11 protein-coding genes are annotated in these 18,480 nt (G+C 62.1%); 7 read left to right on the forward strand and 4 right to left on the reverse strand.

All coding sequences use genetic code 11. The annotated features are described in order from the left end of the window. Positions 1-5 precede the first annotated feature (5 nt). The 4 genes from ACV1FX_RS31980 (at position 6) to scpA (ending at position 7,333) form a co-directional block, all read left to right on the forward strand. Complete coding sequence (locus ACV1FX_RS31980) at positions 6-2,021, forward strand: acetyl-CoA carboxylase biotin carboxylase subunit (protein WP_473121523.1); 2,016 nt, start codon at positions 6-8, stop codon at positions 2,019-2,021. A 53-nt stretch (positions 2,022-2,074) separates the two neighbouring features. Then, on the forward strand, positions 2,075-3,184 hold the full coding sequence (locus ACV1FX_RS31985; protein WP_473121524.1) for a CaiB/BaiF CoA transferase family protein: 1,110 nt from the start codon (positions 2,075-2,077) through the stop codon (positions 3,182-3,184). An 82-nt stretch (positions 3,185-3,266) separates the two neighbouring features. Then, positions 3,267-5,132: a methylmalonyl-CoA mutase family protein gene (locus ACV1FX_RS31990; protein ID WP_473121525.1), complete on the forward strand. Its 1,866-nt coding sequence runs from the start codon at positions 3,267-3,269 to the stop codon at positions 5,130-5,132. 47 nt (positions 5,133-5,179) lie between these two features. Then, the gene (gene scpA, locus ACV1FX_RS31995) at positions 5,180-7,333 is read left to right on the forward strand and encodes a methylmalonyl-CoA mutase (RefSeq protein WP_473121526.1); all 2,154 of its coding nucleotides are present in this window, start codon (positions 5,180-5,182) and stop codon (positions 7,331-7,333) included. A 453-nt stretch (positions 7,334-7,786) separates the two neighbouring features. Here scpA and ACV1FX_RS32000 read toward each other — a convergent pair whose 3' ends face one another. Beyond that, a complete protein-coding gene (locus ACV1FX_RS32000) occupies positions 7,787-9,328 on the reverse strand; it encodes an acyl-CoA synthetase (RefSeq protein WP_473121527.1) in 1,542 nt (513 codons plus the stop codon). A 276-nt stretch (positions 9,329-9,604) separates the two neighbouring features. On the opposite strand from ACV1FX_RS32000, the gene ACV1FX_RS32005 reads away from it, so the two are divergent. Next, positions 9,605-10,279, forward strand: coding sequence for a TetR/AcrR family transcriptional regulator (locus ACV1FX_RS32005; RefSeq protein ID WP_473121528.1), 675 nt, complete (start codon positions 9,605-9,607; stop codon positions 10,277-10,279). 755 nt (positions 10,280-11,034) lie between these two features. Here the strand turns inward: ACV1FX_RS32005 and ACV1FX_RS32010 are convergent. From ACV1FX_RS32010 to hglS, 3 genes are read right to left on the reverse strand one after another with little or no spacing between them, the layout of a single operon-like run. Next, the gene (locus tag ACV1FX_RS32010) at positions 11,035-12,309 is read right to left on the reverse strand and encodes a pyridoxal phosphate-dependent aminotransferase (RefSeq protein ID WP_473121529.1); all 1,275 of its coding nucleotides are present in this window, start codon (positions 12,307-12,309) and stop codon (positions 11,035-11,037) included. Positions 12,310-12,320: 11 nt separating this feature from the next. Then, on the reverse strand, positions 12,321-13,883 hold the full coding sequence (amaB, locus tag ACV1FX_RS32015; RefSeq protein ID WP_473121530.1) for an L-piperidine-6-carboxylate dehydrogenase: 1,563 nt from the start codon (positions 13,881-13,883) through the stop codon (positions 12,321-12,323). A 35-nt stretch (positions 13,884-13,918) separates the two neighbouring features. Next, complete coding sequence (gene hglS, locus ACV1FX_RS32020; RefSeq protein WP_473121531.1) at positions 13,919-15,316, reverse strand: 2-oxoadipate dioxygenase/decarboxylase HglS; 1,398 nt, start codon at positions 15,314-15,316, stop codon at positions 13,919-13,921. Positions 15,317-15,468: 152 nt separating this feature from the next. Here hglS and ACV1FX_RS32025 point away from each other — a divergent pair, with 152 nt between their 5' ends. Further along, complete coding sequence (locus ACV1FX_RS32025) at positions 15,469-16,371, forward strand: LysR family transcriptional regulator (protein ID WP_473121532.1); 903 nt, start codon at positions 15,469-15,471, stop codon at positions 16,369-16,371. Positions 16,372-16,910: 539 nt separating this feature from the next. Then, positions 16,911-18,470 (forward strand): AMP-binding protein, encoded by a 1,560-nt coding sequence (locus tag ACV1FX_RS32030; protein ID WP_473121533.1) that lies wholly within the window; start codon positions 16,911-16,913, stop codon positions 18,468-18,470. Positions 18,471-18,480: the final 10 nt, after the last annotated feature.

The raw sequence follows: 18,480 nt of genomic DNA on the forward strand, positions 1-18,480 counted from the left end.
TAGCAGTGTTCAAACGCATCCTGATCGCCAATCGCGGCGAAATCGCCTGCCGGGTCATCAAGACCGCCCGCAAGATGGGAATTCAGACGGTTGCCGTCTATTCCGAGGCCGACCGCGACGCCCTCCATGTCGAGATGGCTGATGAGGCCGTCCTGATCGGGCCGCCCGCGGCGGCCGAGAGCTATCTGGTGATCGAGAAGATCGTTGACGCCTGCAAGAAGACCGGCGCCGAGGCCGTGCATCCCGGCTACGGCTTCCTGTCCGAGCGCGAGGCGTTTCCGCGCGCGCTGGAAGCCGCCGGCATTGTCTTCATCGGGCCGAACCCCGGCGCGATCGCCGCGATGGGCGACAAGATCGAATCCAAGAAGGCGGCCGCGAAGGCCAAGGTCTCGACCGTGCCGGGTTATCTCGGCGTCATCGAGGACGACAAGCACGCGGTCAAGATCGCCGACGAGATCGGCTACCCCGTGATGATCAAGGCCTCCGCCGGTGGCGGCGGCAAGGGCATGCGCATCGCGCATTCGAAGGCCGAGGTCGCTGAGGGCTTCAACCTCGCCAAAGCCGAGGCCAAGGCCTCGTTCGGTGACGACCGCGTCTTCGTCGAAAAGTTCATCGTCGATCCCCGCCACATCGAGATCCAGGTGCTGGGCGACAAGCATGGCAACGTCATCTATCTCGGCGAGCGCGAATGCTCGATCCAGCGCCGCAACCAGAAGGTCATCGAGGAGGCGCCGTCGCCGCTGCTCGACGAAGCCACCCGCCGCAAGATGGGTGAGCAGGCGGTCGCGCTGGCCAAGGCGGTGAATTATGACTCCGCCGGCACAGTCGAGTTCGTCGCAGGCCAGGACAAGAGCTTCTTCTTCCTGGAGATGAACACGCGCCTGCAGGTCGAGCATCCCGTCACCGAGCTCATCACCGGCGTCGACCTTGTCGAGCAGATGATACGCATCGCCGCGGGCGAGAAGCTCGCGCTCACGCAGAAGGACGTTACGCTCACCGGCTGGGCCGTGGAATCGCGCCTCTACGCCGAGGACCCGTTCCGCAATTTCCTGCCGTCGATCGGGCGTCTCGTGAAGTATCGCCCGCCGGCGGAGGTGAGCAAGGACGGCATCACCGTGCGCAATGACACCGGCGTGCAGGAAGGTGGCGAGATCTCGATCCATTACGATCCGATGATCGCCAAGCTCGTCACGCATGCGCCGTCGCGCGCCGCGGCCATCGAGGCGCAGGCGACTGCGCTGGACTCGTTTTACGTCGACGGCATCAGGCACAACATTCCGTTCCTGTCGGCGCTGATGCATCATCCGCGCTGGCGCGAGGGCAATCTGTCGACCGGCTTCATCGCCGAGGAATTCCCCAAGGGCTTTGCCGTGCGCGTGCCCGAGGGCGAGGTCGCGCGTCGCATCGCCGCGGTCGGCGCCGCCATCGATCATGTGCTTGGCGAGCGCAAGCGGCAGATCTCCGGCCAGATGGGCGGCCGTGTCGTGCAGCGCGAGCGGCGCCGCGCGGTGTGGCTCGACCGGCAGGAGATCTTGCTCGAAGTTGCCCGCGAGGGTGATGCAATCGCCGTGCGCTTCCTCCACGCCGACGGCAAGGCCGGAACTGCGCATCTGTTGCAGTCCGCCTGGAAGCCGGGTGATCCGGTGTGGCAGGGCACCATCGACGGCCACTTCATCGCGGTTCAGGCGCGACCGATCGCCAATGGCATTCGCCTTGCACATCAGGGCGTCGAGGTGCCGGTTTATGTCTGGACCGAGGCCGAAGCGGCCTCTGCACGGCTGATGCCGGTGACGACGGCGTCCGATACCGGCAAGAAGCTGCTGTGCCCGATGCCTGGGCTCATCGTCTCGATTGCGGTGACCGAAGGGCAGGAGGTCAAGGCTGGTGAGACGCTGGCCGTGGTCGAAGCCATGAAGATGCAGAACGTGCTCCGCGCTGAGCAGGACGGCACGGTGAAGAAGATCCACGCCAGCGCCGGCGCGACGCTCGCGGTGGACGCGCTGATCCTGGAGTTTGCGTAAGCGCACTGTCCACGAGAGCCATCGACGATCAAAAAATTGACGGGAAATACAACATGGCAGCTGCTTCGGGCTCACAGACGGTCGGGGCAAATGGCCCTCTTGCCGGCATTCGTATCGTAGAATTCGCCGGCATCGGTCCCGGCCCCTTTGCTTGCATGATGCTCGCCGACATGGGCGCCGAGGTTGTGACCCTTGATCGTGTCGGTGCTGCCAGGAACTTGAAGGGAATTGCGGCGCGTGGTCGCAAGTGGGTCAATGTCGACCTGAAGGATGATAAGAGCAAAGGCGATGTCATCGAGCTTCTCGGTACGGCGGATGCCCTGATCGAGGGCTTCCGTCCGGGCGTGATGGAACGCCTAGGGCTCGGCCCCGACGTTGTTCTCAACCGCAATCCTCGAATTGTGTACGGGCGGATGACCGGTTGGGGGCAACATGGTCCCCTCGCGAACGCAGCGGGTCACGACATCAACTACATCTCGATCACGGGCGCGCTCTCCGCAATCGGGACACGCGAAAGGCCGATCCCGCCGCTTAATCTGGTTGGCGATTTCGGCGGAGGTGCCCTCTATCTCATCGTCGGAGTTCTTGCAGCGCTGATGGAGGCGAAAAGGTCGGGGAGGGGACAAGTCGTGGACGCCGCAATGTGCGACGGAGCAGCCTCGTTGATGACCATGTTTTTCGACATGAGCGCTGCTGGGGACTGGGTGAAAGGCCGCGAGCAAAACATGCTGGACGGAGGGGCGCATTTCTATGGCGTCTTCGAATGCGCTTGCGGCAACTTTGTTTCGATTGGATCCATTGAGCCGCAATTCTACGCGCTGTTACGACAGTATGCAGGCCTGCTTGAACCGGACTTCGATGCTCAGATGGACCGCGCAGCCTGGCCAAAGCTGAAGCAAAGGCTTGCGGCAGTTTTCAAGAGCAAGACACGCGAGCAGTGGTGCGAGATCATGGAAGGGACCGACATTTGCTTCGCTCCGGTCTTGACGATGACGGAAGCCTCGCGCCACGAGCATATGGTTTCGCGGAAGGTCTTCCTTACGCGTCACGGAGTTCTACAGCCTGCTCCGGCGCCGCGGTTCTCGAGGACCCCCTCAATGGCCTGCGACCCAGAGGAACTGTCGCTTGCGGCGGTCATGGGCTCCTGGAAGAATCGCCAGTAGGTCAATTTTCGTAACGGAGATCGTCGATGCCCTGCAGACCCGAGCCGCAATTTTGCGCCCTTGCGCAAGGGGGGCTGAGATCGTGACGCCGGATGGCCTGCCGCTGGCGGCAGAGTTTCCCAAGGCGACGGAGGCGGACTGGCGCAAGCTGGTCGACGGCGTGCTGAAGGGCGCGCCGTTCGAGAAACTGGTCGGCAAGACCCATGACGGATTAAAGATCGAGCCGCTCTTTCCGCGCGCCAAGGGCGTCGCGCCGGTGGTGGGACGGCCGGCGGCCGCGCAGTGGCAGATTATGCAGCGGATCGATCATCCTGATGCGGTGGCCGCAAATGCGCAGGCGCTGATTGATCTCGAGAACGGCGCGACGGGACTTGCATTGGTGTTCGCCGGCGGCAGTTGCAGCCACGGCTTGGGCCTGGAACCCACGGCCGATGCTGTCGCGAAAGTGTTGAAGGAGGTTTATCTCGACGCCGGCATCGGCATCGAGCTCCAGGTCGGCCCGCAATCGCGGATGGCTGCGATCCATGTCGCGGAATATGTGAAGAGCAAGGGCATCGATCCCGCCGTCTGCGACATCCGCTTCGGGCTCGATCCGCTTGCGGCCGGTGCGGTGTGGGGGCATAGCCCGTTTGCCTGGCAAGAGATCGTTCCGGTCGTCACCGGCGCGATCAAGGGTCTTGCTGAGCTCGGCTTCAAGGGACCGTTCGTCTCCGCCGACGGACGCGTGATCCACGATGCCAGCGGCTCCGAGGTTCAGGAGCTTGCCTTCGTGCTCGCCTGCGGCGTCGCTTATCTGCGTGCGATCGAAAGCGCCGGCGTTCCGCTGGAGCAGGTGCAGGGCATGGTCTACGCGCGGCTTGCCGCGGATGCCGACCAGTTCCTGACCATGGCAAAGTTCCGCGCGCTGCGATTGTTGTGGGCGCGCATCGAGACAGCCTGCGGGCTGACGCCAAAGCCGCTGTTCATTGCCGCCGATACGGCCTGGCGCATGCTCACGCAGCGCGATCCCTATGTGAACATGCTGCGCGCGACGATCGCGACATTCGCGGCGGGGCTCGCCGGCGCCAACGCGATCACCGTATTGCCGCACACGCTAGCACTCGGGCTGCCCGATCCGTTCGCGCGGCGCGTGGCCCGCAATACGCAGCTCCTGCTGCTGGAGGAGAGCAACCTTGCGAAGGTCAGCGATCCCGCTGCGGGCGCGGGCGGCATCGAGACGCTGACGGCGCAGCTCTGCGACGCCGCCTGGGCGTTGTTCCAGGAGAGCGAGAAAGCGGGCGGCGCCTTCGCGGCCCTTCAGCAGGGCCTGTTTCAGGACAAGATCGCAGCAACGCGCAAGGCGCGCGAGGCCAACATCGCCAAGCGCCGCGACGTGCTGACCGGCGCCAGCGAGTTTCCGAACCTGCATGAGAGCGAGACGGCGGTGCTGAAGGCAAGGCCGATCGCGCTCGCGCCTTACGGCGAGCAGAAGTACAAATTCGATCCACTGCCGCCGATCCGGCTGGCGCAGCCGTTCGAGGCGCTGCGCGACAAATCCGATGCGGCGCTGAAGGCGCGCGGCAAACGGCCAAGCGTGTTCCTGGCCAATCTCGGCACGCCCGCCGATTTCACCGCGCGCGCGACCTTTGCAAAGAGCTTCTTCGAGGCCGGCGGCATTCTGGCTGTCGACAGTGACGGCTTTACCGATCTGGCTGAGCTTGCGGCTGCGTTCAAGGCATCGGGCGCCGCGATTGCCTGCCTCTGTTCCAGTGACAAGGTCTATGCCAACCAGGCGGAAGCCGCAGCTAAGGCGTTACAAGCGGCCGGCGGCCGACACACCTATCTGGCAGGCCGCCCAGCCGAAGCGGAGACGGCACTGCGTGCGGCCGGCGTCGCGGGCTTCATCTTTGCCGGCACTGATGCGCTCGCAACACTGCAGGACCTCTATCAGCGGACCGAACAGGTATAAGGCAAGATTCTGCGCCTTGTGCGCTCAACGGCGATATGGACGAAACGATGACCCGTATTCCCAATTTCGGTGATGTTGCGTTCGAGAAGGTCGCAAGCCCCGCACCCGCGGGTCACGCTGAGCCGTGGCTAACGCCCGAGGGCATTCCGGTGAAGAGTGCCTACGGCGAAACCGATCTTGCGGGGCTCGATTCCCTCGACACCTATCCGGGCATCGCGCCGTTCCTGCGCGGCCCCTATCCGACCATGTATGTCAACCAGCCCTGGACGGTCAGGCAATATGCCGGCTTCTCCACGGCGGAGGATTCCAACGCGTTCTACCGCCGCAATCTCGCGGCTGGGCAGAAGGGCCTCTCGGTCGCTTTCGACCTCGCCACCCATCGCGGCTATGACTCAGATCATCCGCGCGTCGGCGGTGACGTGGGCATGGCGGGCGTGGCCATCGATTCCATCTACGACATGCGCACGCTGTTCGCAGGCATTCCGCTCGACCAGATGAGCGTGTCCATGACCATGAACGGCGCGGTGCTGCCGATCCTCGCGCTCTATGTTGCCGCCGCCGGCGAACAGGGCGTGGCGCCGGAAAAGCTGTCGGGCACCATTCAGAACGACATTCTGAAAGAGTTCATGGTGCGCAACACCTACATCTATCCGCCCGCGCCCTCGATGCGGATCATCTCAGACATCTTCGCCTACACCTCGCAGAAGATGCCGAAATACAATTCGATCTCGATCTCCGGCTATCACATGCAGGAAGCCGGCGCGACGCAGGATCTCGAGCTCGCCTATACGCTCGCCGACGGCGTCGAGTACTTGCGCGCCGGCCTTGCCGCCGGCCTCGACGTCGACCGCTTCGCGCCGCGACTATCGTTCTTCTGGGCGATCGGCATGAACTTCTTCATGGAGGTCGCCAAGCTGCGCGCGGCGCGCCTGCTCTGGGCGAAGCTGCTGAAGCCGTTCAATCCGAAAGACCCGCGCTCGCTGTCGCTGCGGACGCATTCGCAAACATCCGGCTGGTCGCTGACCGCCCAGGATGTCTTCAACAACGTGATGCGCACGACCGTCGAGGCGATGGCGGCGACGCAGGGCCACACGCAGTCGCTGCACACCAACGCGCTCGACGAGGCGCTGGCGCTGCCGACCGACTTCTCGGCGCGCATCGCCCGCAACACCCAGCTGTTCCTGCAGCAGGAGAGCGGGACCACCCGCATCATCGATCCCTGGGGCGGCTCCTATTATGTCGAGCGGCTCACGCGCGATCTCGCCGCGAAAGCCTGGGGCCACATCCAGGAGGTCGAGGAGCTCGGCGGCATGGCCAAGGCGATCGAGGCCGGCGTGCCCAAGCTGCGCATCGAGGAGGCATCGGCGAAGACCCAGGCCCGCATCGATGCTGGCAAGCAGGCGGTGATCGGCGTCAACAAGTACAAGCCATCAGATGAAGCCGCCATCGACATCCTCAAGGTGGACAACACCAATGTCCGGCGCCTGCAGATCGACAAGCTGACGCGGCTGAAATCCGAGCGCAGCCAGAAGGACGTCGAGGCCGCGCTCGCTGCGCTGACGCGCTCGGCCGGCGAAGGCAACGGCAATCTGCTCGCACTCGCCATCGATGCGGCCCGGGCGAAAGCGACCGTCGGTGAGATTTCGGAAGCGATGGAGAAGGTGTTTGGCCGGCATCGCGCCGAGATCAAATCCATCACCGGCGTCTACAAGCGGGAAGCATCCAGCATTGGCAACCAGGTCGAGAAGGTTCAGGCGCTGATCGACGCGTTCGAGGAGGCTGAGGGCCGTCGCCCGCGTATCCTGGTCGCCAAGATCGGCCAGGACGGCCACGACCGCGGCCAGAAGGTGATCGCCTCGGCCTTCGCCGACATCGGCTTCGACGTCGATATCGGGCCGCTGTTTGCGACCGCCGACGAGGCGGCGCGGCAGGCCGTCGAGAACGACGTGCACATCCTCGGCGTTTCCTCGCTCGCCGCGGCCCATCTCACTGCCGTGCCCGAACTGAAGGTCGCGCTGAAGAAGCAGGGCCGCGAGGACATCATGATCATCGTCGGCGGCGTGGTCCCGCCGCAGGATTACGACGCGCTCTATGCCGCCGGCGCCGAGGCCATCTTCCCGCCGGGCACGGTGATCGCGGACGCGGCCGAAGAGCTGATCCGCAAGCTCAATGCCCGGCTCGGACATAGCGAGGCGGCATAGCGCCCTGCCAAGCCGCTGCCACATTGAGGTTGCGCTTCGATCTATCGGTTCTGAGCAGAAAAATAGTCATCATGTCGACTCTTGAATCGATACGTCACGAGATAGATCGTGCGCGCCTTCAGGTTGGGCGTCTTCGCAGAGAGATCGCCCGTCTCCGACGCGCTGGGATACGTGTCGATGCGGCGGAGGCAATTGTGGAAAGAATGCTGGCGAAGATCGAGGAACTGCGCCTCCAACGGAACGAATTGGCAAAAGCCCGACCTAATCCTGCGAAGGGCAGAGTCGGCCACCGAAGATGCTGAGACGGACGGGGCCCGTCGCCTGCTAGGCTACAAAACACGCGACCTGCCCGCACGTACGTCGAGCTTGCCGGCCATCCGTGCGTGCAACTTATGATCCGTGGCTCGTGCGCAGCCGTCGCACGTTAGGCCTCGGTTGCCGTCTCAGCGGTTGTCAGCCCGTCTTCTCGGGCCAATAGCGCTTGCGTAACTCCTGCTTCATAAGCTTGCCCGTCTGCGAACGCGGGACCTCACGCACGAAGTCGACGCTCTTGGGCGCCTTATAACTGGCAACCCGAGCCTTCACGAAGCCGATGACTTCTTGCGCCAAGCTGTCGTTGCCTTCGATGCCGGGCATGAGTTGCACTATTGCTTTGACCTGTTCGCCCATTTCAGGATCGGGAATCCCGATAACGGCTACGTCTGCGATAGCAGGATGAATGACCAGGACGTTTTCGATCTCTTGAGGGTAGATATTGACCCCACCGGAGATGATCATGAATGCCTTGCGGTCGGTCAGGAACAGATAGCCGTCCGCATCGACATGTCCGATATCACCGACCGTCGTCCAATACGGATGTGCAGGATGTTGCGCGCCTTGTGTCTTCTCGGGCTCGTCGTGGTAGACAAACGGCATCCCGTCGCGTTCGAAATAGATGACGCCCGTCTGCCCCACTGGGACTTCGCTGCCTTCCTCGTCGCAGATATGAATTGTCCCCAGCACGGCGCGACCGACCGAGCCGGGCTTTCTGAGCCACTCCTCGGGCCCAATCACGGTCATCCCGTTCATTTCGGTGGCGGAGTAGTATTCCCACAATACCGGACCCCACCACGTCATCATCTCTCGCTTGACTTCAACGGGACACGGTGCGGCGGCGTGAATAGCGACCTGCAAACTGCTGACGTCGTATCGAGCCCGGGCTGATTCAGGCAGTTTGAGCATCCTGACGAACATGGTCGGAACCCACTGACTGTGGGTCACCTTATAGTCTTGGATGGCAGCCAAAGCCGCGTCGGCATCAAACTTGTCCATGACCAGCGCGGTACCCCCGAGCGCTTGGACGGTGGCACAGGTTCGGAGTGGTGCTGCATGATAGAGCGGCGCGGGAGACAAGTAGACGGTCCTCTCGTCGAAACCGAAGTTCGACGAGAACATCTGCACCATCGTATCGCCTGGATCGGAAACCTGCCGCTCCGGCAGCGCATGCTTTACGCCTTTGGGTCTGCCGGTTGTGCCGGAAGAATACAGCATGTCGGCGCCACGAGGTTGGGAAGATGGCATGGTGGCGCGCGCGGTTTTCAGTAGATCCTGGTATGGCTCGTAACCAGGCAGATCCCCTTCGAGGCTGATGCGACGCTTGAGACGCTCGTGTGTACCAAGTCTTGAGGCCGTCTCGACTCCACCGTGACCCACGAACAGCGCGGCAGCGCCGGAGTTGGCGAGCATGTAGTCGACTTCATCAGAGCTCAACCGATAGTTTATCGGCATCAGATACAGACCCGAACGCTGAGTGGCCCAATAGATGTCGAAAATCCAAGAGCTGTTGTCGGAGAGTACGCCGACCACATCGCCGGGCCGCAGGCCCGCGTCGAAGAGCCAATTTGCAACTCGCTGTGAACGATCCTCCAGTTCGGCATAGGTCACGACCTCACCAGTCGCGGTCATGATGAGGGCAGGGCGGTCCGGATTTGTAAGTGCATGGGTCCCCGGATACATAATCACTCCCTGGATGCCGCCCTTCCGACGAAGACGCGGAGTTGGATTTCGAGCGAAATTGGCTGGGCGAGGTTCGTGATCATCGAGCTGGTCGCCCGAGGTCGGCTCGCCCTTGCAACGGCGTTGACTGGATCTATTTCGGCAAGTCAGGCGATGCCTTTTGCGTCTTCCCGCCCTTGATTTGCTTGAAGTTCGAGCTTGAACAAGAACTGATATTGATGTCACATTACCGATTGCGAGCTGGTGGTCAAGGGACCGCGATGCTATGGATGGCAAATGCTGGAGACCGATGATTCTGCATTAGAGCCGCTGGCCCCCGCGACGGCGAAGGGGGCCGCGATGCGTGAGCGGCTGCTCAACGCCTCGGCACGCGTATTCGCTCGCAAAGGATATGAGGCCACCCGGGTCGAGGACATCGTCAAGATTGCCCGCACCTCTTACGGCAACTTCTATCGGCACTTCCGAAACAAGGATGAGATTCTACTGGCCGTTTTGAAGCCACTGGTCGACGAGATCTACGTCGCGAGCAAGCGCAGGATTGGCCGCTCGTTGAAGGCAACCGAAGCGGAGTTTGTTGAGAATACCATCGCTTATCTCAAGATCTATGCCAGGCATCGCAAGCTATTGCGTGTCATGCGGGAGGCGGCAGCTCGCGGCGAGAAGGCGACATTTCTGTCTCTCTATGTCACGGAACGTAGCCGCTTCGTTAGGCGCACCTCCACTTGGCTGACACGGCTTCAAGGGCTAGGCGAACTAAGTCGCGAACTCGATCCTGAAATGGCGGCCGAAGTGCTCGGCGCCACGATGGAGCAGGTTTCCTACATGAAACTTGATCTCGCCTCGGCGGATCCAAGCGACGCCGAGGTCGAGCACATAGGATCGCACTGCGGAAAGATCTGGTACCGAGGTGTGTTTGGCGCGGTCAAAGAAGACGCCGCTGTTCCAACCTAGGGCGTGCGTCCACGAACGCTGGTTTCTGATGGCAGGTGGAAGTCGCTCCGCTTGGCTGCATCGGCGGTCAAAGAACTATCATCTCTCAGCGTGAGGCCGGTGTGTCATGAAAAAGAGCGACGTCGTTTGTTCTGAGTGCGGCGCTGGTTTTCGTCGTCTTGAACTATCGTCACAGCCGGGCGAAATAGGCGAGTACCGCTGTCCGGTCTGCGATTCCTCCCTGGAAGTTTTCGACGGTAGCAAGTTAGTTGCCTACCGGCTGACAATTGAGCCGAGCACGAGAGCAATACGCGACCAAGGCAGCGTAACCGCGCAAGATTGCCGCCGCGCCATCGATTGATCCGGGCGCCACGTTGCCGCTGCTGGCGAGCGGCGCGTGCGGATTGTCCGCACCGACGGAAGGCGACGCGCATGGCGATAGGTGGCGAAGACGAACGTTAAAGCGACATCCCACCCGTCGCGCCGCCGGATCTTCGGCTCCGCGGCGAGCGGCCACCTTTCACCTGCCTCTCGCACAAGATCCTGATCGGTCTCGGCGCGGTGTCGGCCCTCGCTTCGCTGGAGGACTCGCCCACGCACTGCAAACCGGTAACAAGCAGCAAGCCGGCCAGGAGTTGCTCAGCACCCAGAATAGTCCTTCGGCCGAGGGCCTGGCCGCCTTGCCGAAGGACTATACTGGCCTGCCACGACCATATGTTTCGGGGCTATTGTGTATCCGCGTTGGTCGCGAGATACGACCAGGATGAGCACACCATTCAATGAGGTCGCAATTTTCTGCGCTTCGCGTCTTCCTTGCAGTCTCGCGAAAGTCTAGCGGTTGCGTGCGCAATGCGCTGGCATGCGTCCTCCAGCTCAGCTAAAGACGTCGCGTAGGAAATCCTGAAATAGGGGGCAAGCCCGAAAGCAGAACCGGGCACCACCGCAACGCCGGCGCCGCGCAGCAGATACTCGACAAAGTCCCTGTCGTTCTCCAGCGTTCGCCCGTCAGGAGTGATCTTGCCGATCATGCCGGCACAGCTTGCAAATGTGTAGAAAGCGCCCTCGGGCACGCGGCAGGTGATACCGTCGATCCTGTTCAGCGCGCCGACCACAAGATCGCGCCGCTCCTGGAACGACCGGCAGCAATCGCGGACAAAATCCTGCGGGCCATTCAACGCTTCTATGGCTGCGGCCTGGCTAACCGAGGAAGGGCAGGAGGTCGACTGGCTCTGGACGACGGCCATGGCACGGATCAGCGCGCTGGGGCCGCCACCATAGCCGATGCGCCAGCCGGTCATTGCGTAAGCCTTCGAGACACCGTTGACGGTCAGCGTCCGGTTGCGCAGCGCCGGCTCGATGGCCGCAGGCGTTGCGAAGCGAAAGCCGTCATAGACGATGTGCTCGTAGATATCATCCACCATCAGCCAGACCTGCGGGTGGGCGAGGAGGACGTCGAGGATCGGCCGATAATCGGCCTCCGAATAGGCCGCGCCGGATGGATTCGACGGCGAGTTTAGCATGACCCATCGCGTGCGAATCGTAATGGCGCGCTCGAGGTCGTCGGCCGTCAGCCGAAAGCCATTGGTCTCGGAACATTGCACCAGCACCGGCGTGCCGCCGGCGATCGCGACGATGTCGGCATACGTCACCCAGAATGGCGTCGGGATGATGACCTCGTCGCCGGGGTTGATGGTGGCCATCATGGCGTTGAAGAGCACCTGCTTGGCGCCGGCTGACGCGGTGATCTCGTCCTGCGCGAATTCGAGCCCATTGTCGCGCTTGAACTTCGCACGAATGGCGGCCTTGAGTTCCGGCGCGCCATCCAATGCGGTGTACTTGGTCGCGCCGGCGCGCATCGCGCGCTCGGCTGCATCCTTGATCGAGTCCGGCGTGTCGAAATCAGGCTCGCCTGCGCCGAGGATGATGATGTCCCGGCCCTGTCGCCTCATCTCCGCAGCGAGGCCGCTGATCTTCAGGATCTCCGACACGCCGATCGAGGAGAGGCGATGGGCGGGGCGGAATGACGCCGAACTGGGGAGGGGCGCGGTCATATATCTGCTCTTTACGCCACGTCGAACTTGACGCCCTGAGCGAGCCGCAATGTCCGGCCGAAATTGACCGTATTGGTCGCGCGGCGCATGTAGGCTTTCCAGGCATCCGAGCCCGACTCGCGTCCACCGCCAGTTTCCTTCTCGCCCCCGAAGGCGCCGCCGATCTCGGCGCCGGATGGGCCGATATTGACATTGGCAATGCCGCAGTCGGAGCCCCGCACCGACAGGAAAGCTTCCGCTTCTCGCAAATCATTAGTGAAGATCGAGGAGGAGAGCCCTTGCGGGACTGCGTTATGCACGTCGAGCACCGCATCGAAATCCCGATATTTGATCACGTAGAGAATGGGTGCGAAGGTCTCGTGCACGACAGGACCGACCTGGCCTGCGATCTCGACCAGCGCAGGGCGGACATAATACGCCTCATCGGCACCGTCGGAGAGAACGCGCTCGCCGCCGAACACCTTGCCGCCCGCGGCGCGGGCCTCGCTCAGCGCTTTCTGCATCGTGGCGAAGGCTGCCGCGTCGATCAGAGGACCGACCAGGGTGCCGTCCTTGAGCGGATCGCCGATAGTCACGGACTCATAGGCGCGCTTTAGCCGCGACAGAAATGTGTCGTAGATGCTGTCGTGGACGAAGAGGCGCCGCAGCGTCGTGCAGCGCTGGCCTGCCGTGCCCATGGCGGCAAACGCGACGCCGCGCAGCGTCAGGTCGAGATCTGCGGACGGTGCGACGATTGCGGCGTTGTTGCCGCCGAGCTCAAGGATCGCGCGCGCAAAGCGTTTTGCAAGGCGTGGTCCGACGATGTGCCCCATGGCCGTCGAGCCGGTCGCAGACACCAGCGGGACCTTGGCGTGATCGACGAGGATTTCACCGGTCTCGCGACCGCCGAAGAGGACAGCGGACAGCGCCTCCGGTGCCTTGCCGCCTTCCACCTTGAAGCGCGCGAGCGCGCGATCGAACAGCGCTTCCGTCGCAAGCGCTGTCAGCGGCGTCTTCTCGGACGGCTTCCAGACGATACTGTTGCCGCAAATCAGCCCCAGCGCCGCGTTCCAGGACCATACCGCAACAGGGAAGTTGAACGCCGAGATGATCCCGGTGACGCCGAGCGGATGCCAGCTTTCCATCATCCGGTGCTCGCTGCGCTCGGTTGCGATGGTCAGGCCATAAAGCTGGCGCGACAGGCCGACTGCGAAGTCGCAGATGTCGATCATTTCCTGGACCTCGCCGAGGCCCTCGGAGGCGATCTTGCCGGCCTCGATCGATACGAGCCTGCCGAGCGCCTGCTTGTTGGCGCGCAACTCCTCGCCAAGGAGGCGGACGAGTTCACCACGTTTCGGAGCGGGTACCAGCCGCCATTCGAGGAAAGCCTCGTGCGCCTTGTCGATGGCCACGTGTGCGTCGCCGGCACCGATCTCGTTAACGTGACCCGTGATCTCGCCGGTGATCGGCGATCGTGCGATCAGTCTGCCGCCGGTGTAACGGCCGCGCTTGACGCCGAGTGCGCTCAGGAGCGCGTCTGCCTCGCTCGCCAGTGATTTGATGGCGCGTGCTGGAGTCTGGGTGGTGGTGGTCATGGCGGTTTCTCTTGAACGGTTGAACGACGATTCGATCAGGCCATCGGCCGGCGTGCGAGCTGCGGTGACCCGAGCTGGACCAAAGCCTCTTCCAGAGAATCCCTTTCCGCCTGGGCATACAGCTTCATTTCGTCGTGCACCTTGGCTCCGAGGGCGGTTTCGAACGCAGCCCGGTTGGAACGCGCGGCGTAGTTCTGCTGCTGGTCGGTGCCGAGATTCGACTGGAAGATTCCGGCCGCGCTGACAGGGAGGAAATCCTCGTAGACGATCGGATCGTAGCGCAGAAAGCCCGCAGTCGCCAAATCATCGAGGCTGGATGGCGGAGCATGCCTCTTGCATGCCTCGATGCCCGCTCGTGTCGCCGAATAGCGGAAGAAGGCGAGCCCTTGCGAGCGAAGTTCCGACCAATCGTCCGGAAAGGCTTTGAACCGCTCGGCCAGTTCGGTGTGGTAGTCGCGTGCGGCGGCACCTGCCTGTCGTACGGAGACGAGCAATCGGTCGTAGAGCTCGCGGCCTTTGGGCGTGAGGGCAGCACCGCGTTGCTCGATCTCGCCGAAGCGGGCCGTATGCGTCCCAGCTACGCTTGTCGCATCCGCCTGCCTGAAAAGGATCGGTTCTTCGAGGGCCTTGAAGCTGGTCTGCCGCAGCAGGATCGGGCAGTCGCGGCGCGGCGGCCCTTCGATGACCACCTTCGGCGCAATGCCGCGTCGTGGCATCTTGGCCTGGACAGCATCGATGTCCAGCGTGCGCGGCGTCAGATGGTTGATGTGCGGGCCTCTGAAGCTCACGACGTCAGCGATCAGTCGATGGGCCTCATGCAGCTTCCCGTAGACTTCGAAGCTAACTGTCGCTTCGGTATGCCAACGGAAGGTATCGAGCGCTTCCCGCACAAACTCCTCCGCCTGCGCGACGGTCAAGTGCCCCTTCGTCTCGAAAATCCCCACGAGCTCGAGCGCGCGCGGTGTGAAGATGCGGCGTTCACCCAGGATTCGCTCGGCCTCGGCGCGAAGAGTGTGGTCCTCGATCAGGTCGAGGCGGAGCAGCGAGGTGAAGACCCGGAACGGATTGCGCCGGAGCGCGGCGTCGTCGATCGGCCGAAACGCCGTGGCATGAACGGGCACGCCGGCCACCGACAGGTCGTAGTAGCCGACCGGATGCATCCCCATCACCGCAAGGACGCGACGCATGTTGAACAATTCGTCGGCGCGCCCCAGGCGAATGGCGCCGTGACGCTCGATGTTCAGCCGATCGAGTTCATCGCCTCGTTCGAGGCTCGAACGCAGCTGCTCGTGCTGTCGCAGCGTTTCCCGATTGGTGTCGTCGACGAGCTCCATCAGAGTGCCGTATTGCGGCACTTCGGCCCGATACATGTCCGACATGGCACGGGAGAAGAGGGTGCGGATCTCGTCTGCGTCCGCGCGCAGCGCTGGCATCTAAATCTCCGTTGAGGGTGGATAGACCGTCATCGTTGGCCTGATCCTGGTATCATGTAAATTCGTCATGATACCGGCGATTAGACCTTGCTTGTGTGGCCAATTCAAATGATGTTTGCTCAGAAGATAATTCTGAATTGGAATGAGTGGGCATGGACCCGCAAACACCTCGTCGCTTCCTTCCCTCCACCGCCGTCCTAGCGGCGTTTGAAGCCACCGCGCGGACCGGCAGCATGACGCTCGCCGCGCGCGAGCTTCGACTGACCCAAAGCGCCGTGAGCAGGCAGATCAAAATCCTGGAAGGACAGCTCGAAGTCGAGCTTTTTATCCGTGAGCGCCAGACCGTTCGGCTGACTACTGTTGGCGAGTCCTATGCGAGCGAAGTTCGCGATGCGCTCCATAAGATCAGCACGGCCTCATTCAACCTCCACGCCAACCCGCGGGGAGGGACTTTCAATCTCGCCATCTTGCCGACATTCGGCACCCGCTGGCTCGCGCCGCGCCTGCCCGGGTTTTTGGCGGAAAATCCTGGGATCACGATCAATCTTACGACTCGATTGTCCTATTTCGATTTCCGGGCCGAGTCCCTGGACGCTGCGATTCACTTCGGTCAACCGGAGTGGCCCGGGGCCGAGATGGCTCTCTTGCGATCTGAACAAGTTGTCCCTGCGTGCAGTCCCGGGCTGAAGAGACAATATGGCTTCCGTGTTGCGGGCGATCTTCGAAAGGCCCCGCTGCTGAGCATCTCAACTCGTTTTCACGCGTGGGACCGGTGGTCATCGCTTCACGATGTGCCGGGCAGGACAGCTCAGGGCATGGTGTTCGACCAGTTTGCCACCGCAGCCCAGGCAGCGATCGCCGGTCTTGGCGTGGCGCTGCTGCCGACCTTCCTCATCCAGGATGAGCTTGCGAGCCGCAAGCTGGTCCGAGCCATCAACCTGCCTATGGAAAGTCCCGAACGATATTACCTCGTCTGGCCTTCCGAACGGGCGAAGTACCCGCCGCTCGCCGCATTCCGGGAGTGGCTGCTCGCGGAGACAGCACCTGACCGTTGATCAAGTGACGCTGGACCTTTCTCCGGCGGCACAGTCGCCAGGCTTTCAATGCCTTGTCAGCGTTTATGGCAGCGGCGCTGGCGGTCGCGGTGATTGTCTTGAGCTTCCTGACCTCTTCTCCGGTCACCGGGCCGAAAGACGCCATGTCGCCATCCGTCCAGGCTGAGCGGGCCGCGCCAAGCTTATCCAGTAACCGTGCAGCCTCATGCTTCACGTTGAGATTTGTCATGATGGTTTGTTGAAACATTCTTAGCTCTGCAGCCCGACGCCGTTATCGGTATGGCTTCGCGCTCCCAACCTTTCGATTACGAAGCTACGGATGTGGACGCGGCGATCCACTATGGTGAGCAGGTCTGGGCGCCTTCCGAGGCTAAGCTTTCGGCTTCCGCGACGCGTCAGTCCCAAATTCTAAGCGCGGCGCTATCAATTCCAAAACGATATCAATCGAGGTGCAATTGGTATTGGCCGATCAACGGCAATCGCTACACAATCGCTCAACTCGGCCGAACTGAAGCGCCGCGAACCTAGAGATGCGCTCGATGCAGACGATCCCCCAGCTTCTCCTCGCGCGTGCAAAAGACTCAGGCGATCGCGTCTTCTGCAAATTCAAGGGGCAGCAAACGACGTTTCGCAGCCTGCTCGCCAAAGTCCAGGAAATGGCAGGCGCGCTCCAAGAGGCTGGTGTGAAACGTGGCGATCGGGTCGGCTTTATGCTGACCTCTTCCGTCGAGCACATTGCCCTCTATCTGGCGGCCTCCTGGATTGGTGCTGCGGCAGTGCCATTCAGCGTTCACCTCAAGAGCGCAGGCATCGAGCTCCAGGTTTCGAGTGCAAAGCCATCCGCTTTTGTGGCCAATCGCGCTCAAACGGATGCGGTACGTGCGGCTTTCGCAACGGTCCCCAAAGCTCCCATCCTGATCTGGTTCGAGGATGGCGATAACCGAGATTCCGAACACAGTCTCAACGATCTCCTCCGCGCTAGCCGGTCGACGGTGACCCCCGTTTCGCGATCGCTCGACGATCTTCTTGCGATTAACTACACCTCCGGTACGACCGGTGCGCCCAAAGGCGCAATGTTGTCGGACCGATTTTATTGGATCGGCGCAAAAAACGCAGGCGTATTGTCCGAAGCCAACCGGGATGATGTTTTCTTCCTGTGGGAGCCCTTCTACCATGTGGCAGCTTGGATGACCGTCATGATGGCGCTTCATCATGGCCTGAGCATCTATATGGTCGAGCGATTAAGTGCCTCCAAACTCTGGGACCAGATCGCCGACGCAAAGGCTACAAAATTTCACTATCTGGGCGGTCTGATCAATATCCTCCTATCGCAGCCCGTGACTGAGGGCGAGCGTAATAACACCGTGTCGATTGCTTGGGGCGCCGCTTGCCCGAAAGACACCTGGCGTCAGTTCGAAGAACGGTTCGGGCTGATCGTCCGCGAGGGTTATGGCCTTAGCGAAGGCCAGAATTTCACCCACATCAACATGCGGGATGTCCTCGGCTCCATTGGCACACCTGTAGAAGAGTTTGACAGCTGGTTGGTTGATGACCACGGGGACCGCGTCGGACCAGGCGTCGTCGGCGAAATTGTGCTGAAGCCTAAGATGCCCGGTATCACCATGCTGGGGTATTTTGGCGATCCCGAGAAGACGGCGGAGGTGCTCCGAGCCGATGGCTGCGTCTATACGGGTGACACAGCGTCCACTGATCAAGATGGCAATTTCTACTTCAAGGGCCGTAAGAAGGATGCCTTGCGCCGGCGGGGAGAAAATGTCTCGGCATGGGAGGTTGAGCGGGTGCTCAATGCCGCTCCGAACGTTGAAGAGTCCGCGGTTTTGGGCGTAGCATCGCCCATGGGAGAGCAGGATATCTTGGCGGTTGTGAAAGCCAAGGACGGGGCTGAGGCGGACCCGCTGACTATCGCGCAGTTCTGCAGCGAGCGCCTCGCGTACTACCAAATTCCCCGCTACATTCAATTCGTCGATGAGTTCCCGCGGGGCCCGACTCAGCGCATCAAAAAGAACGATATCGTCGTTGATTTGAACGCGGCTTGGGACGCCGAGAAGGCCGGGTTTAAGCCCGTCCGGAACGTCTGAGGGAGCCGGG

The organism is Bradyrhizobium ingae (assembly GCF_055791185.1).

What these genes read in the sequence shown, in the direction of transcription:
- ACV1FX_RS32000 (WP_473121527.1), bottom strand. Translation starts at nt 9,328, where the DNA reads ATGTATCCGGGGACCCATGCACTTACAAATCCGGACCGCCCTGCCCTC.
- ACV1FX_RS32005 (WP_473121528.1), top strand. Translation starts at nt 9,605, where the DNA reads ATGCTGGAGACCGATGATTCTGCATTAGAGCCGCTGGCCCCCGCGACG.
- ACV1FX_RS32010 (WP_473121529.1), bottom strand. Translation starts at nt 12,309, where the DNA reads ATGACCGCGCCCCTCCCCAGTTCGGCGTCATTCCGCCCCGCCCATCGC.
- ACV1FX_RS32025 (WP_473121532.1), top strand. Translation starts at nt 15,469, where the DNA reads ATGGACCCGCAAACACCTCGTCGCTTCCTTCCCTCCACCGCCGTCCTA.
- ACV1FX_RS31985 (WP_473121524.1), top strand. Translation starts at nt 2,075, where the DNA reads ATGGCAGCTGCTTCGGGCTCACAGACGGTCGGGGCAAATGGCCCTCTT.
- hglS (WP_473121531.1), bottom strand. Translation starts at nt 15,316, where the DNA reads ATGCCAGCGCTGCGCGCGGACGCAGACGAGATCCGCACCCTCTTCTCC.
- amaB (WP_473121530.1), bottom strand. Translation starts at nt 13,883, where the DNA reads ATGACCACCACCACCCAGACTCCAGCACGCGCCATCAAATCACTGGCG.
- ACV1FX_RS32030 (WP_473121533.1), top strand. Translation starts at nt 16,911, where the DNA reads ATGCAGACGATCCCCCAGCTTCTCCTCGCGCGTGCAAAAGACTCAGGC.
- scpA (WP_473121526.1), top strand. Translation starts at nt 5,180, where the DNA reads ATGACCCGTATTCCCAATTTCGGTGATGTTGCGTTCGAGAAGGTCGCA.